At 65.7% G+C, this 15,490-nt stretch carries 13 protein-coding genes; 3 read left to right on the forward strand and 10 right to left on the reverse strand.

Annotated elements, in window-relative coordinates:
- Nucleotides 1–24 precede the first annotated feature (24 nt).
- Together ACI766_RS14530 and ACI766_RS14535 are read left to right on the forward strand one after the other, a co-directional pair.
- A complete protein-coding gene (locus ACI766_RS14530; RefSeq protein WP_023086269.1) occupies nucleotides 25–1,278 on the forward strand; it encodes an aspartate aminotransferase family protein in 1,254 nt (417 codons plus the stop codon).
- A gap of 87 nt (nucleotides 1,279–1,365) precedes the next feature.
- Entirely contained in the window at nucleotides 1,366–2,286 is a 921-nt protein-coding gene (locus tag ACI766_RS14535) for an NAD(P)-dependent oxidoreductase (protein WP_003122778.1), read from the forward strand.
- Nucleotides 2,287–2,589: 303 nt separating this feature from the next.
- Here the strand turns inward: ACI766_RS14535 and ACI766_RS14540 are convergent, their stop codons facing one another.
- The 7 genes from ACI766_RS14540 to ACI766_RS14570 form a co-directional block, all read right to left on the reverse strand.
- The gene (locus ACI766_RS14540; protein ID WP_009876408.1) at nucleotides 2,590–4,248 is read right to left on the reverse strand and encodes a cation acetate symporter; all 1,659 of its coding nucleotides are present in this window, start codon (nucleotides 4,246–4,248) and stop codon (nucleotides 2,590–2,592) included.
- Nucleotides 4,245–4,568, reverse strand: coding sequence for a DUF485 domain-containing protein (locus tag ACI766_RS14545; RefSeq protein WP_003089157.1), 324 nt, complete (start codon nucleotides 4,566–4,568; stop codon nucleotides 4,245–4,247). Before ACI766_RS14545 ends, ACI766_RS14540 begins: the two co-directional genes overlap by 4 nt.
- A gap of 56 nt (nucleotides 4,569–4,624) precedes the next feature.
- Nucleotides 4,625–6,271, reverse strand: a complete 1,647-nt coding sequence (locus ACI766_RS14550; RefSeq protein ID WP_371320539.1) for an AMP-binding protein — start codon at nucleotides 6,269–6,271, stop codon at nucleotides 4,625–4,627.
- Between the two features lie 86 nt (nucleotides 6,272–6,357).
- A complete protein-coding gene (locus ACI766_RS14555; protein WP_028680869.1) occupies nucleotides 6,358–7,125 on the reverse strand; it encodes an SDR family NAD(P)-dependent oxidoreductase in 768 nt (255 codons plus the stop codon).
- Entirely contained in the window at nucleotides 7,125–8,297 is a 1,173-nt protein-coding gene (locus ACI766_RS14560; RefSeq protein WP_028680868.1) for an acyl-CoA dehydrogenase family protein, read from the reverse strand. The genes ACI766_RS14555 and ACI766_RS14560 overlap by 1 nt, the downstream gene beginning before the upstream one ends.
- Nucleotides 8,298–8,347: 50 nt before the next feature.
- A complete protein-coding gene (locus ACI766_RS14565; RefSeq protein WP_028680867.1) occupies nucleotides 8,348–8,704 on the reverse strand; it encodes a DUF6285 domain-containing protein in 357 nt (118 codons plus the stop codon).
- Nucleotides 8,701–9,756: a phosphotransferase family protein gene (locus ACI766_RS14570; protein ID WP_016253453.1), complete on the reverse strand. Its 1,056-nt coding sequence runs from the start codon at nucleotides 9,754–9,756 to the stop codon at nucleotides 8,701–8,703. Before ACI766_RS14570 ends, ACI766_RS14565 begins: the two co-directional genes overlap by 4 nt.
- Nucleotides 9,757–9,952: 196 nt before the next feature.
- Between ACI766_RS14570 and ACI766_RS14575 the strand changes: the two genes are divergently transcribed.
- Nucleotides 9,953–11,905, forward strand: coding sequence for a sigma-54-dependent Fis family transcriptional regulator (locus tag ACI766_RS14575; protein ID WP_219828273.1), 1,953 nt, complete (start codon nucleotides 9,953–9,955; stop codon nucleotides 11,903–11,905).
- A gap of 65 nt (nucleotides 11,906–11,970) precedes the next feature.
- Here the strand turns inward: ACI766_RS14575 and ACI766_RS14580 are convergent, their stop codons facing one another.
- From ACI766_RS14580 to ACI766_RS14590, 3 genes are all read right to left on the reverse strand, one after another.
- Complete coding sequence (locus ACI766_RS14580) at nucleotides 11,971–12,453, reverse strand: transcriptional regulator (RefSeq protein WP_223309047.1); 483 nt, start codon at nucleotides 12,451–12,453, stop codon at nucleotides 11,971–11,973.
- A gap of 79 nt (nucleotides 12,454–12,532) precedes the next feature.
- A complete protein-coding gene (locus ACI766_RS14585; protein ID WP_023086271.1) occupies nucleotides 12,533–14,836 on the reverse strand; it encodes a PqiB family protein in 2,304 nt (767 codons plus the stop codon).
- The gene (locus ACI766_RS14590; RefSeq protein WP_003089139.1) at nucleotides 14,829–15,449 is read right to left on the reverse strand and encodes a paraquat-inducible protein A; all 621 of its coding nucleotides are present in this window, start codon (nucleotides 15,447–15,449) and stop codon (nucleotides 14,829–14,831) included. Before ACI766_RS14590 ends, ACI766_RS14585 begins: the two co-directional genes overlap by 8 nt.
- Nucleotides 15,450–15,490: the final 41 nt, after the last annotated feature.

A 15,490-nucleotide genomic window follows, 5' to 3' on the forward strand; every position in this document is an offset into this window, starting at 1 on the left:
CAGATCATTTTTCAAGAGGTTTGCATGAACAACATCGAGACGTTCGAAAGGCTCGAGTCCAACGTGCGGATGTACTGCCGCGACTTGCCCCTAGTGTTCGATACCGCCCAAGGCAGCAGGATCCGCAGCGAAGATGGCCGCGAATACCTGGACTTCTTCGCCGGCGCCGGCGCTCTGAACTATGGCCACAACGACCCGCGCATGCGCGATGCGCTGATCGCGTATCTGTCGGCCAACGGCGTGACCCACGCCCTCGACCTGCACACCACCACCAAGCGCCAGTTCCTGGAAGCGATCGAGCGCGACCTGTTCAAGCCACGCGGCTGGGACTACAAGGTCCAGTTCACCGGCCCGACCGGTGCCGACGCCGTCGAGGCGGCGTTGAAGCTGGCGCGCAAGGCGACTGGGCGTACCAAGGTCGTATCGTTCTACGGGGCTTACCACGGCATGACCGCCGGCGCCCTGGCCGTCACCGGCAACCGCACTCGCCGTGGCCCCGGGCTTTCCACCGACGTGGTGTTCGTGCCCTACGAAGACAGCCCCTATGGCGAATTCGACAGCATTGGCTTCCTCGAGCGCCTGGCCAACGACCAGGGCAGCGGCTCGGAGCTGCCGGCGGCGGTGATCGTCGAGTCGGTGCAGATCCAGGCCGGCGTCTACCCGGCTTCCAACCAATGGCTGCAACGCTTGCGCAAGTGGACCACCGACCACGGCGTGCTGCTTATCTGCGACGAGATCCAGGCCGGTTGCGGCCGCACCGGCGACTTCTTCGGCTTCGAGCGCTCCGGGGTGGTGCCGGACCTGATCACCTGCGCCAAATCGATCGGCGGCTTCGGCCTGCCGATGGCGATCGTGTTGCTTCGTGCCGGGCTGGATGTATGGCAACCGGGCGATCACATCGGCACCTTCCGCGGCAACCAGTTGGCGTTCCTGACCGCCCGCATCGCGCTCAGCTATTGGCACGATGAGCAGTTCCTGAAATTGCTGGCCGACAACTGCGCGGCCATGGAGCGCGCAGTTGCCGGCTTTGCGGAAATTCCAGGCGTCGCGTCCGCGCGTTGTCGCGGCATGATCGCCGGCATCGATTTCGGCCGCGGCAACGTCGAGGTCGCCAAGGACGCCCAGCAGCGCGTGCTGCAAGCGGGCGTGCTGGTCGACCGCTGCGGCCCGAATGGCGAAATCATCAAGCTGATGCCACCGCTGAACACTCCGACCGACCAACTCGAAGACGGCCTCAGGGCCTTCGGCGAGTCGGTCGCGGCAGCGCTGGGCGAATAGCTGCCAGGGTCTCCTTCGGCCTGTGTTGAAGCGCAGGCCGGAGACCTGTTGGACATCAGCCAGAACAATAATCAGGAGACCTCGAGCGTGCGTGAACACAATGATGAAAGCTTCGAGTTCGAAGTGTCCGTGATCGGGCTCGGAGCCATGGGAACCATCATGGCCCAAGCGTTGCTCAGGCAAGGCAGGCGCGTGGCGATCTGGAACCGCTCACCCGGCAAGGCCGCGGCGCTCGTCGCCGCTGGCGCTCACCTGTGCGAGAGCGCCGAAGCCGCGCTGGCTGCAAGCCCGGCCACGATCTTCGTGCTCCTGGACAACCAGGCGACCCACGAGGTGCTCGGGATGCCAGGTGTGATGCAGGCGCTGGCCAACCGTACGATCGTCGATTACACGACCAACGCCCGGGACGAGGGCCTGGCGCTTCAGAGTCTCGTCAACCGCGCGGGCGGCCATTACGTCAAAGGGATGATCGTGGCCTACCCGCGCAACGTTGGTCGTCGCGAAAGCCACAGCATTCATACCGGTGATCCTGAGGCCTTCGAACGGCATCGGGCGCTGCTTGAGGGGCTTGCCGGTCATACGACGTTCCTCCCCTGGGACGAAGCATTGGCCTTCGCCACCGTGCTCCACGCGCATGCGTTTGCCGCGATGGTGGCTTTCTTCGAGGCCGTGGGGGCTGGTGTCCACTTCGGCCTGCCGCCTTCGAAGACCGCTCGGCTCATGCTCGACACGTCGCGCTTTTTCGTCGCCGATGCACTCGAGGAAGCGGTCCGTCGGCTGGAAGCGCAGGATTTCGCAGGCGATCAGGCGAGGCTCGATGTGCATGCCCAGGCCTTCGCCCATATCGCCGGAGCCCTGCACGCACAAGGGGCCTGGACGCCGGTCTTCGACGCGCTGTGCCAGGCCGTGCAACGCGCGGCAGCCATGGGCTATGGCGACCAGGACATCGTAGCCGTCACCCGCCTGTTCGCCCGCGAATGCGACACCGCAAGCGCGGCGGGACAGTGACTGTGCTGCGCTTCTAAGGTCCACGTGGATAGCGCCCGAAGACAACAACTATAAAAAATCGCTGGAGAATCATATGCGCCGATTCGGTTTTCTACTGGCTGTCCTTGTACTGGTCATCTTCCTGAGTGCACTGTTTTCGAAGCCTTCCGTCGTCAACCGCGGGACGGCTCAGCGCATGGAGCACTACCCCACCGTCGGTATCGGAGACATCTTCCGGGGGCACTAGCCAGGCCTCGGGCGACAGACAGCCTCAAAGCCTGCCATGCGGTCGCTGCCACCCGTTCGACAGCGACCGTGTGCGTCTCAGTGGTCTATGGCTCCGCTGGCGCCAAGGCCGGTCTGGCCTCGTACGTACTGGTCGGCGAAGGCTTCCCTTTCCGCCATGGCCCGCTTGGTCCGGTCCAGGCGGGAAACGCCATACGCCACCAGGAACGCCAACGGCATGGAGAACAGCGCAGGCTGGGTATAGGGGAACAGCGGCTCGGCGAAGTGCAACACATCCACCCACACCAGCCTGGAGAAAACCACGAAGCCCATGGCGCTGAGCAACCCGACGTAGCCACCGGCCAACGCGCCACGGGTGGTCAGCCCCGACCAGAACATCGACAGGAACAGCACCGGGAAGTTGGCCGAAGCGGCGATGCCAAAGGCCAGGGCGACCATGAAGGCCACGTTGATGTTCTCGAACACGATGCCCAGGGCTATCGCCACCAAGCCAAGGCCCAGGGTTGCCAGCTTGGTTACCCGCAGCTCCTGCGCCTCGCTGGCCGCGCCCTTCATGATCACCCGCGCATACAGGTCATGGGCGATGGCGGACGCCCCGGCCAGGGCCAGGCCTGACACCACGGCCAGGATGGTGGCGAAGGTCACGGCGGAGAGGAAGCCCAGCAGCAGGTTGCCTCCCACTGCCTGGGCCAGGTGCATGACCACCATGTTGCCCCCGCCCAGCAGCTTGCCTCCCGCTTCCCCGCCCTCGAAGAACCGGGGCTGCTGGCTGACGATCACGATCGACGCCAGGCCCAGCAGGAAAATGACATTGAAGAAGTAGCCGATGAACCCGGTGGCGTAGAGCACCGACTTGCGCGCCTCCCGGGCATCGCCGACGGTGAAAAAACGCATCAGGATGTGCGGCAGCCCGGCGGTGCCGAACACCAGCCCCAGGCTCAGCGATAGCGCGGTCAACGGGTCGGCCAGCAAGCCACCAGGGGCCAGCAGGCGTTCGCCCAGGGCATGGCTATCCATCGCCTGGCTGACCAGCCTGTCATAGCTGAAGTCGAATTCGCGCATCGCCAGGAACAGCACCAGCGAGCCGCCGACCAGCAGCAGGAATGCCTTGACGATCTGCACCCAGGTGGTTGCCACCATACCGCCGAAGGTCACATACAGCATCATCAGCGCACCGACGATCACCAGGGCGATCTGGTAGTCCAGGCCGAACAGCAGCCTGATCAACTGCCCGGCCCCGACCATCTGCGCCACCAGGTAGAAACACACCACGGTCAGCGATCCGATGGCGGCCATGGTGCGCACCTTGCCCTGGTCGAGACGGTACGAGGTGATGTCGGCGAAGGTGAAGCGGCCCAGGTTGCGCAGCCGCTCGGTCATCAATAGCAGCAGTACCGGCCAGCCCGCGAAGAAGGCGATGAGATAGATGTAGCCATCCATCCCGGAGCTGTAGATGAGCGCGGTGATTCCCAGCAGCGTGGAGGCGGACATGTAGTCGCCGGCCAGCGCCAGGCCGTTCTGCCAGCCCCGGATACCGCCACCGGCGCTATAGAAATCCGCCGTCGAATGGGTCCGTCGCGCCGCCCACCAGGTGATGCACAGGGTGAACAGCACGAACACCATGAACATGCCGATGGCATGCAGGTTGAGCGGCTGGCGCTGGCCAGCGTCCAACGCGGGCGAGGCCAACAGCAGGCCGGAGTGCAGCGACAACGCCAGGGGAAGGAGCTTCTTCATGCGCCCTGCTCCTCTTCCAGCCCAGCGACCAGAGCCTGGGTCAGGCGATCGAATTCGCCGTTGGCGCGGTACACATAGAGCGCCGACAAGGCACAGAAAAACACGAACAGGAACACGCCGGCCGCGACGCCGAAGGTCATGTTCGAGCCCTGCGCCAGACGCCTGGCAATCAGCTCGGGGCAGAACGATACCAGCGCGATGTAGCCGTGGAACGTGGCCAGGATCAGCAGGAGCAGGCTCAGGGTGAAACGGTTTCGGCGCGCCACCAGTTGCTGGAACCGGGCACTGGCGCGGATACGCGCGTATAGCAGGCTGGACATGGGACACCTCGGGCAACCTAGTTATTGTTATGGAATATGCGGGTGCGGCAGCGCCATCAGCGGCCGGCGTCGCCGGCCTCCTCCTCCTGCCGGGCCCACTCGCGCAGGACGAACTTCTGGATCTTGCCGGTGGCGGTCTTGGGCAGTTCGGTAAGCGTCACATGCCGCGGTGCCTTGAAGTGCGCCAGGCGCTCGCGGCACCAGCGGACCAGATCGTCACCCGTGGTTCTGGGTAAGGCATCCGCCCGCAAGGCGACGAACGCGTGGGGTGTCTCGCCCCAGCGCGAATCCGGGCGCGCCACCACCGCGGCCTCGACCACCTCGGGGTGCTGGTAGAGCACTTCCTCGATCTCCAGCGAGCTGATGTTCTCGCCGCCGGAAATGATGATGTCCTTGGCCCGGTCCTTGATTTCCACGTAGCCGTCCGGGTGCAGCACGGCCAGGTCGCCGGTGTGCAACCAGCCGTCGGCCAACGCGGCACGGGTGGCCTCGGGGTTGTGCAGGTAGCCTTTCATCACGGTGTTGCCCCGCACTACCAGTTCGCCAAGGGTGCGGCCGTCGGCCGGGACCGGACGGCCGGTGTCGGTATCCAGCACCGTGGCCTCCTCGAGCATCGGGTGGGCGACGCCCTGGCGGCTCATGAACTGGGCCCGGGCCTCCAGCGGCAATTCGTCGACCCCCGGCTGCCACAGGCACAGGGTGCTGGGGCCGTAGCTTTCGGTCATGCCGTAGGCGTGGGTGATGCTGAAGCCGCGTGCTTCCATGGCGGCGATGACCGCGCTGGGCGGCGCGGCGCCGCCGGTGATCACCGATACCGGCACGGCAGGGACGCTGGCATGCTCGGCATGGATCAGCATCGACATCACCACCGGCGCGGCGCTCAGGTGGCTCACCGCATGCTCGGCAATCGCAGCGTGGATCGCATCTGGCTGGACCTTGCGCAGGCATACGTGCGTGCCACCGGACAGCGTCACCGCCCAGGTATGGCTCCAGCCGTTGCAGTGGAACATCGGCAAGGTCCACAGGTAGACGCTGCGCGGCCCCAACTGGAAGATCAGCGCGCCGGCGCAGGCGTTGAGGTAGGCGCCGCGGTGATGCAGGACCACGCCCTTGGGATCCCCCGTGGTGCCGGAGGTGTAGTTGATGGCGATCGACTGCCATTCGTTCTGCGGCGCACTCAGCGGCCGCCCCGGGTCGCCCTGGGCCAGAAACGCCTCATAGTCCAGGTCGTGGGCGAGGTCGGCTCGCTCGGCCTGATCATCGTCGATGCCCACCAGCAAGGGCGGCGCATCGAGCATGGCCAGCGCCTGCTGGGCCACGGCACCGAACTCACGGTCGCAGATCAGCACCCTGGCCGCGCAGTGGCGCAGGATGAAGGCGATGCTGCGTGCCTCCAGGCGAATGTTGATGCATACCAGCACCGCCCCGGCACCGGGTACGCCATAGTGGGCCTCGAGCATTTCCGGGATATTCGGCGCCAGTATCGCCACCCGCTCGCCCGCTTGTACGCCGACCCGCTCCAGGGCACTGGCCAGGGCGCAACTGCGCTCGTGCAACTGGCGGTAGCTGTAGCGCCTTGCGCCATAGACCACCGCATCGCGCTGCGGGTACACCTGCGCGGCACGCTTGAGGAACGACAGCGGCGACAGCGGGACATGGTTGGCTTCGTTGGGAGCAAGCTCGTGCTCGAGGGTCGGAACCATCATGGCAGCCACCTCATCGACACATTGCTCGGGTCTTGCACGCACATACATACCTCCTGTTCTTGTTGTTATTGCGCCAGGGCGCGTTACAGGCTGCTGCACAGGTGGCCGCCATCGACCACGATCTCGGCGCCGCTCATGGCCCGCCCGGCATCGCCGGCGAGCAGCAGCAAGGCGCCGTCCAGGTCCGCCGGCACGCTGAAGCGGCGGCTGGGGATACGCGAGCGCAACTTGTCGCCGGCCTCGCTGGCCAGGAAGGCCTCGTTCAGGTCGGTCATCACGTAGCCGGGCGCCAGGGCGTTCACCCGGATGCCATGGCGCGCCAACTCCAGCGCCATGGCGCGGGTCAGGTGGGCCAGGCCGGCCTTGGCCGCCAGGTAGGGGCCGACGGCGCCGGCCACACGGCTGGCGAGGATCGAAGTGACATTGATCAGGCTGCCGCCCTTCCCCGCCGCGACCATGCGCCTGGCGCTTTCCTGGGCCACCGCCCAGGCGCCCTTGAGGTTGGTGTCGAGCACGCGGTCCCAGCTTTGATCGTCGCAGGCCAGCAAGGGCTGGCTGTCGCTCACCCCCGCATTGTTGACCAGCACATCCAGCGGGCCGGCGGCATCGAGCACCCGGCAGATATCCTCACGGCAGGTCACATCGAGGGCAAAGGCCTGCGCCCGCCCTCCCGCCACCTCGATGGCCTCCACCAGTGCCTGCAGCGGCGCCTGGCGCCTGGCAGTCACCACTACCTCGGCGCCTGCGGCGGCCAGGGTCATGGCGAAGTGGCGGCCCAGGCCGCTGGAGGCTCCGGTCACCAGGGCGCGGCGCCCGTCGAGGGCGAACAGTCGGGTCAGGTTCGGCTGCATCAGCGGGCCTCCAGGCGCTGGTCGAGCAGTTTCTTCGCCAGGCTCATGCGGTGCACCTCGCTCGGGCCGTCATAGATGCGGAACGGGCGAATGTCGCGGAAGATCCGCTCCACCACGGTGTCTCCGGTCACCCCGCGCCCGCCCAGTACCTGGACGCAACGATCGACCACCCGCCACAACGCCTCGGCGCTGATCACCTTGGCCATGCTGGAGTCGACATTGGCCCGCCGGCCCTGGTCGAGCACCCAGGCGCAGTGCCACACCGCCAGGCGCACCACGTGCAGGTCCATCATGTTGTCGGCCAGCATGAAGCCCACACCCTGGTGCTCGCCCAGCGGCTTGCCGAAGGCGTCGCGGGTGCGCGCATAGTCGCAGGCGATGTCGTGGGCGCGACGCGCGGCGCCCAGCCAGCGCATGCAGTGGGTGAGCCGCGCCGGCGCCAGGCGCACCTGGGCATACCGGAACCCCTTGCCGATCTCGCCGAGCACATCGCTCGCCGGAATACGCAGGTTGTCGAAACGCAGCTGCCCGTGGCCACCGGTGAAGCAGCTGTCCAGCGAGTCCAGCTGACGCTCATGGATGATGCCGTCGCGTTTCATGTCGGTCAGGAACATGGTCGCCGTACCATCCTCCATGCGCGCCATGACGATGCCGAAGTCGGCGCCTTCTGCGCCGGTGATCAGCCACTTGCGGCCATTGATCAGGTAGTCGTCGCCATCGCGGGTGGCGGTGGTGCGCAGCATCGAAGGGTCCGAGCCGGAGCCTGGCGCAGGCTCGGTCATGGCGAAGCAGGAACGGGCATGGCCCTGGACCAGCGGGCGCAACCAGCGGTCTTTCTGCGCCTCGGTGGCGACCACGTCCATCAGGTGGATGTTGCCTTCGTCCGGGGCATGGATGTTCAGCGCCACCGGGCCCAGCGGCGAGTAGCCGGCCTCTTCGAAGACGATCGCCTTGGCCACGTGGCTCAGCGCCAGGCCGCCCATTTCGCGGCTGGCGTGGGGTGTCAGCAAGCCGGCGGCGCGGGCACGGGCCACCAGGTCCTGGCGCAGGGCGTCGCTGGGGCCGTGGCTGTCCTGGCGGGGGTCGTTCTCGAACGGGATGACCTGTTCGGCGATGAAGTCTCGGGTCTTGGCCTGCAAGGCGAGCAGTTCGTCCGGGAGGGTGAAGTTCATGGTTGTCCTTCTGGGTGCTTGTCTGTCGGGAATGAGATGGCTGACGCCGTTCAGGGCAAGGCCTTGGGATTGCTGATGGCCAATCGGGCGAGGGTGACCTGGCGCAATGTCTCGACCAGGGTTCTATGGTTTTGCGGGGCGTCATGGCTGCCCAGGCGAATGGCCCGTGCCAGTTGGCGGCGCAGGTCGGGCAAGGCTGCGGGCGTCTCGTCGACCAAGGCGGCCAGACGTGTCCGCTCCTGGTCCTCGGCCAGAGCCCCCAGGCGGCTTTCGCGGGCTGCGATGGCCATGGCATTGGCGATCATCAGGGCCGGGTAACGCAGCTCGCCGGGCAGCGCTGGCAGCAGTTGCTCCAGAAGCGTCGAGCGAGCGATGACGAGCAGTTCATGGGCATCGGGCTGGGTCATGGCGCTTCGGCTCCGGTCATGTGCAGGATGTCGAGTTCAAGCTCCGGCAGCAGTCGTGCGGTCAGTGCCAGCTCAATGGACGGCTCTTCGCCGGACAGGTGGCGCTGGCCTTGCTGCAGGGCGATCACCGCCCAGCGCAGGGTGGCCATGACCTGCCAGTAGTGCAGTTGGCTGCGCTCGATACGCAGCGGAGACACCTCGTGGTAGCCCCCCAGGAAGTCCTCCAGTTGGCCGATACCGCCGGCCTCGAGGTCTGGGCGGGTGAAGCGCCAGCAGCGGGCGGTGAACCAGCCTAGGTCCTCGCACGGGTCGCCCCAGCCGGTGAACTCCCAGTCGAGTACGGCTTCGAGTCCCTGTTCGCTGGCCAGGTAGTTGCCGGTGCGGTAGTCACGGTGCAACAGACACAGGATGCTGTTGCGCGGTGCGTGCAGCTCGCACCAGCGCAGGCCCCACTCCAGCACCGGATAGGCATCGGCGAGGGTGTCGAGGTAGTGGCGATAGGCGTCGATGGTCGCCAAGGCCGGTGAGCGGGTTGGCATCGGCAGGAAATCCAGCGCGGCGCACGGCGGGCGAACCTGATGCAGGCGCGCCAGGTTGGCGCCAAGCTGCGCCGCCAACTGCGCCCGGCCCTGGGTGCCGGCGCCAGCGCTGAGCAAGCGACCGGCGGCGACACCCGGCACGTACTCCATCAGGAAGAACACCCGCCCATGCACGCGCATATCGCGGCACAGCCACAGCGGGCGCGGTACTTTCACACCGGCCTGATGAACCACTTGCAGCACCGCGAACTCCTGTTCGCGGTCAAGGCTGGCGGGTAGCGCGGAAAGCGCATCGCTGCGCAGCACCCAACGCCGGGCGCCAGCCCAGGGGCCGCCTTCGATCAGCAGGTCCAGCAGCCAGTTTTCCTGGATGGCGCCGCCGCTCAGGCGCTGGCGTGCCTGGATGACCACCCGCTTCGCTGCGGCGTGCTCGCGGATGAACTCGACCAGTGGCTGGTCGTCCGGGGCCACGAATGTCTCGCCGTCCCGTACGGTCGTAGGAGGAGTGCTCATGGGGTTGTAGGGCCTGCCTGTAGTCATGTTGTCAGACAGCTTTAGCAACGCCTGGGCCAATTTTCGGGATATGCCTGTAACCCGCGCGCTCTCTGGCGCCAGGTTTTTCCATGGCGCTCGACGAAGCAATCCGGGTTTCACTTTTGCAACGAACTGATTCAGTATCGAAACAATTCAATCCTGAACAGGTCTCGACATGCGTCCTCCCCTTTCCCAGGTCGTCGTGCTGGTCAGTCACCTTCAACGACCTCGGCAGCGCAGTCGCCTCGCCAGCCTGGTGGCCGGCCTGGCGGCGGGCTACCCGGACGTCCATATCGAGGTGCTCGACACCTCGGTATCCGAAGCCCTGCAAACCGCCCGCGATCTCGAACAGCGCGGCAAGGCCGACGTGTTCGTCTGTGCTGGCGCCACTGCCGCCTACCTGCGTAGACACCTGGCACGTCCGGTTCTGACGATGCGTGTTGGCGGCGGAGACCTGTTGCGTGCGCTGGAGCAAGCCCGCGAACACTCCTCCCATGTCGCCCTGCTCAGCTACAACCGCATCGACCGGGACCTGCAAGCCATGCGAACGCTGTTCACGGTGCAGGTTCACCAGGTCGCCTACACCACCCTGGAAGAGGCTCGCCAGGCCGTCCTGGAGGTAGCCCGGCTGGGTTGCCGCAGCATCATCGGTTCGTCGACGGTGGTGGAGCTGGCGGAACAGGCAGGCCTGCACGGCGTGCTGTCGCTGAGCGAAGACACTGCGCGCAAGGCGCTCGAGGAAGCCATGGGAGTCCTCGACAGCCAGCGCCTGGAGATCGCCAAGCGGCGGCATCTGGACGCGGTGCTGCAACACATTCCAAGCGGTGTGGCAGCGGTCGACAACCAGGGTGTGGTGCAATCGCTCAACCCTGCCCTTGCCCAGTTGCTGGAGTTGCCGGTCAGCTCGGCTCTGGGTCGACCGTTACAGCAGCTATGCCCGGAGCTTGACCTGCAACAGGCGCTAGAGGATGGCGGTGGCGAGGAAAACCGGGTGATCCGGCTGGGCTCGCACGCCGTGGTCAGCAATCTCCTGCCGATCCTGGAGAATGGCGAGCGTACCGGCCTGGTGCTCACCTGCCAGGACATCACCGCCGTGCAGCGCGCGGATCAACGCATCCGCTCCACTCGCCGTCCAGGTGCCTTCACCGCGCGTTACCGGCTCGAACAACTCAACGGCGCGAGCAAGGCCAACCGTGAGATGTTGCAACTGGCCAAGCGCTTTGCCGCCAGCCATTCGACCATCCTGATCACTGGCGAAAGCGGCACCGGCAAGGAACTGCTCGCCCAAGGGATCCATAACGAGAGCCCTCGCCGGCACGGGCCTTTCGTCGCCATCAACTGCGCGGCGTTTCCCGAGTCGCTACTGGAAAGCGAACTGTTCGGCTACGAGGAAAGCGCCTTCAGCGGTTCGCGCAAAGGCGGCAAGCCCGGCCTGTTCGAGGCGGCGCACCGTGGCACGCTGTTCCTCGACGAGATCGGCGACATGCCTGTGTCGCTGCAGACTCGCCTCCTTCGTGTATTGCAGGAGCGAGAGGTCTTGCGCCTGGGCGGCACCGAGCCGATCTCCATCGACGTGCGCATCGTCGCCGCCACCCACAAGGACCTGGGGGCCGCCATGAAGGATCGCGAGTTTCGCACCGACCTGTATTACCGGCTGAATATCCTGCGCTTGCAGACCACGCCCCTGCGCGAGCGGCCCGAGGACATTCCTCTGATTTGCCAGGGAATCAGCCAGCGCCTGCTGGTCCAGGGCCAGCCACCGGGTGCCGCAGGCATAACGACGCTCCTGCTACCCTACCTCGTCCGCCATTCCTGGCCCGGAAACGTCAGGGAACTGGAGAATGTCATCGAACGGGCGATGCTCTCCGCCAGCGAAATCTTCCATGAGCACGGCGTGGATGAGCATTACCTGGCTCGCGTGCTGCCCGAGCTATTCGAAGGCCAGCCTCAGCCCAGGTCCCGGAAAGAGCCATCGCGCACAAAGGATTTGCACGCCATCGGCAAAACCGCGCAGTTGCGCTACATACAGGAGACGCTGGACAGCTGCCAGGGCAGCCTTGACGAGGCTGCGCGTCGGCTCGGGATCAGCCGGACCACGCTGTGGCGGCGGCTTCGCTCGGCACGCTGAGCAAAACGATGCGCCTGGGCGATGCGGAACTCGCCCAGGCATGGACGCGGCCGGTGCCGTGAAACTCAATTGATCAGCGGAACCTGCTTGCCGATCTGCAACGCCTCCAGCGCGTCCAGCTGCGCTTCGATCTGCAGGAAGCGCATGGCCCGCCGAGGTGACATCTTCTCGGCCACTTCCTGCACGTACCGGTGCAGCACGGCCAGCTGTTTCTCCTGCAATCCCCGATAGAGGTCGACCATCCTCGAAGCTTCCGCGTCGGTAATGCTGCCGGAACCATAGGCGCGGGCATATTCGAGCAGGAGCTGGAATGTCTCCTTGTGCAGGCTGTCCGTCTCGCCTCGGTAGCGTGAATAGATCGGCCAGAACGTCTCGGCTTCGGTGCCGTCCAGCGCCATGTTTGCCTCGACCATCCGTTTGCGCTTGTAGTTGATGGTTTCCAGCTGGTTCCTGATCTTTTCCTTGTGCTCGTTCATCACCTGCTCGACCGATGGCAGGGGTTCGTCGGCATGAGCGGCAAGGGAAAGGGTCGCGACCAGGGTGGCCACGAAAAGCAAGCGCCTGGACATCGGCGTTCTCCTTCTGGGTTGATCGAATGGATTCATGCTGCCGCGGTGCGATGCGACATCAACGGGCCCCGCTCCTCAGGGCGATCCTGGGCGCCCACTCCAGCCATTCGTCATTGGCCGAATCGAACAGGGCGAAGGTCTGCCCCGGCTTGGCGGGCTCGCCCATCTGCGCATTGTTCGGGGTGGCGAAGGCAATGCCGCCCTCCATCAGCGCCTCCATCGACTCGGTGCGTAGCGACAGGCCCTTGAACAGGCTGGCGTCGACGCCGAAGCCGCTGGCATTCCAGAAACGGCTGCCGGTACGCACCAGCGGTACGTAGCGCGGTTCGATGAGGATGCTGATCAGCACCCGGTCGGCCTGTTCGCCCAAGGCCAGGTCGACGACCTTGCCCACCGGGATCTGCCGGTAGGTCACCAGGTTGCCCGGCTTGATCGAGCCCTTGCGCGGCGCGCTGAGGGTCAGCCGCAGGCCGTTTTCCCGACCCAGCAGGTTGGGCGCTTCGGCGAGAGTCTGGAAGCGTGCCTGGCGCTCGCCCGGCGTGCTCGACGGCAGCGCCTCGATATAGGGGCCGCTGACCAGGGTTCCGAGGTTCTCGGTACGCAGCAGGCCGAGCGCCGGACGCACCACCCAGAAGCGGGTTCCGCTGCGGGCGACGCGCTCGCCGGCGGAAGTCAGGCGGGCCTTCATCAGTACCCCGGAGAGGTCCGGGTTCAGCTCGACGCTTTCGATCTTGCCGATGTCCAGGCCCTTGAAGCGGATCGGCGTGCCTTCGCGTAGGCCGTCGGCATTGTCGATGCTCAGCTGGATTTCCACGCCACGGGCCATCGCCGCCTCCTCGCTGTCGAAGAGGGTGAAGCGACGCACCTTGGTCACGGTCGGCGCCTTCGGATCGAGGGTGTCGAAGGAAATCCCGCCGGTGATCAGGGTCTGTAGCGACTCGCTCTTCACCTGCACGCCGCTGAGGTTGCCGGTCAGGGTGATCCCGCTGGAGTTCCAGAAGCGCGTCGAGGTATTCACCAGGTGCGCGTACTCCGGCTCGATGTGCACACCCACCACCACTCGCTGGCGGTCGCGCGACAGCTGGTAGCTCTGCACGCTGCCGACGCGGACCTGGCGGTAGAGGATCGGCGCGCCGATATCGATCGAGCCGAGCTTGTCGCTGGTCAGCACCAGGTGCAGGCCGGGCGCGTCGGTGTTCAGCGGCGGCGCTTTCGGGCGGATGGTGAACTCGCGACTCGGCGCGCCGCTCTTGGCGAAGCGCACGTCGATATAGTTACCTTTCACCAGGGCCTCGAGGCCGGTGATGCCGGCCAGGGAGATGCTTGGCTTGACGGTCCAGAACTCGGTGCCTTCCAGCAGCATGTCCTCGACCCGCGGATCCATCGCCAGGTCGGCAGTGGCGCTGCTGTAGTCCTTGTCCATGTCGATCGACTTGACCAGGCCGACCTGCACGCCGTTGAACATCACCGGGGTGCGGCCCGGATCGATGCCGCTGACATCGTTCATCTTCAGCTTCACGCGCAGACCGGCCTGGGCCGCGTCGTAGTCATCGTACAGGCGGAACGGCTTGCTCGGATCGGTCGGCGGGCTGTCGCCTCGACTATCGGAAGTAGCGAAAGCGATGCCGCCGGCCGCCAGGGTCAGCAACGATTCGCTACGCACCTTGAAGCCGGACAGGCCACCGGAAATGGAGATGCCGCTGGCGTTCCAGAATCGCGTGTGCTTGCGCACCAAGTCGGCGTAGGCCGGCTCGATGTGCACCTTGATCTCGATGGTCCTCTGGTCATCGCCCAACTGGAAGCTCTTCACCTGGCCGACCTGGATCTGCCGGTAGAACACCGGGCTGCCCTGCTCCAGGGAGCCCAGGCGATCGGCCTTGAGGGTCAGGTGCAGGCCGGGCAGCCTGTCGGAAAGGGGGGGCGGCTGCTTCAGCGCGGTGAAGTTGCGTTCTTCCTTCTCGCCCTTCACCGGATCGACCGCGATGTAGACGCCGGATACCAGGGTTTCCAGGCCGGTGACGCCAGCCAGGGAAACCCGCGGCTTGACCAGCCAGAAGCGGGTACCCTTGCTCAGGTACTGGCGCGCCTCCTTGTCCATTTCGATGGTGGCCACCACGCCCTTGATATCTTCGCTGACATCCAGCGCGACGACCTTGCCGACCGCGATGCCCTTGTACAGCACCTCGGTCTTCTTCGCCTGGATGCCATCGCTGCTCTCGAAGCGCACCTGGATCAGCACCCCTGCCTGGTCGTAGGCGCGCCAGCCCAGCCAGGCCCCGATAGCCAGGGCCACCAGCGGCAGCACCCAGATCGCCGACCAGTTCGAGGTCTTGTGTTTCTTCGGGCTTGGCAAATCACTCATTCTCGTCGTCCAGATTGGTGTTGTCCCAGATAAGCCGGGGGTCGAACGTCACGGCGGCGAGCATGGTGAGCACCACCACGCTGGCGAAGGCGGCGGCGCCGAGATTGGCCTCGATGCTCGCCAGGTTGCCGAAATTGACCAGCGCCACGAGGATGGCGATGACGAAGATATCGAGCATCGACCAGCGCCCGACCCATTCGATGAAGCGGTACATCATGATTCGCTGGCGGGCCGACATCGGCTGGTGCCGCTGCACCGAATAGAGCAGCAGGGCGATGCCGACCAGCTTGAAGGTGGGGACGACGATACTGGCGACGAACACCACCAGGGCGATGGGAAACATGTCGGCCTGGATCAGGGTCACGACCCCGCCCATGATGGTCGCCGGGGAGCCCTTGCCGAGCATGTTGACGGTCATGATCGGCAACAGGTTGGCGGGAACGTAGAGAATCATCGCCGAGATCAGCAACGCCCAGGTACGGGCAATGCTGTTCGGCCGCCGAGGATGCAGCTTCGCGCCGCAGCGACTGCAACGCGGATGCTCGTTCCCGTCGGCGCGATTCAACTGGTGGCACTCGCCGCAGACCAGAATGCCGGCATCGATCGCACGCATTGTCGTTCTCCAGGATCTCTGCCGGGACGGTGATGGTTTGT

Source organism: Pseudomonas sp. DL (genome assembly GCF_047199225.1).
In the GTDB taxonomy this organism is placed as follows: domain Bacteria; phylum Pseudomonadota; class Gammaproteobacteria; order Pseudomonadales; family Pseudomonadaceae; genus Pseudomonas; species Pseudomonas aeruginosa.

Excerpts from the sequence above, each read along its gene's own strand:
- ACI766_RS14530 (WP_023086269.1), top strand. The coding sequence starts at position 25 with ATGAACAACATCGAGACGTTCGAAAGGCTCGAGTCCAACGTGCGGATG.
- ACI766_RS14540 (WP_009876408.1), bottom strand. The coding sequence starts at position 4,248 with ATGAAGAAGCTCCTTCCCCTGGCGTTGTCGCTGCACTCCGGCCTGCTG.
- ACI766_RS14545 (WP_003089157.1), bottom strand. The coding sequence starts at position 4,568 with ATGTCCAGCCTGCTATACGCGCGTATCCGCGCCAGTGCCCGGTTCCAG.
- ACI766_RS14550 (WP_371320539.1), bottom strand. The coding sequence starts at position 6,271 with ATGGTTCCGACCCTCGAGCACGAGCTTGCTCCCAACGAAGCCAACCAT.
- ACI766_RS14555 (WP_028680869.1), bottom strand. The coding sequence starts at position 7,125 with ATGCAGCCGAACCTGACCCGACTGTTCGCCCTCGACGGGCGCCGCGCC.
- ACI766_RS14560 (WP_028680868.1), bottom strand. The coding sequence starts at position 8,297 with ATGAACTTCACCCTCCCGGACGAACTGCTCGCCTTGCAGGCCAAGACC.
- ACI766_RS14565 (WP_028680867.1), bottom strand. The coding sequence starts at position 8,704 with ATGACCCAGCCCGATGCCCATGAACTGCTCGTCATCGCTCGCTCGACG.
- ACI766_RS14570 (WP_016253453.1), bottom strand. The coding sequence starts at position 9,756 with ATGAGCACTCCTCCTACGACCGTACGGGACGGCGAGACATTCGTGGCC.
- ACI766_RS14575 (WP_219828273.1), top strand. The coding sequence starts at position 9,953 with ATGCGTCCTCCCCTTTCCCAGGTCGTCGTGCTGGTCAGTCACCTTCAA.
- ACI766_RS14585 (WP_023086271.1), bottom strand. The coding sequence starts at position 14,836 with ATGAGTGATTTGCCAAGCCCGAAGAAACACAAGACCTCGAACTGGTCG.
- ACI766_RS14590 (WP_003089139.1), bottom strand. The coding sequence starts at position 15,449 with ATGCGTGCGATCGATGCCGGCATTCTGGTCTGCGGCGAGTGCCACCAG.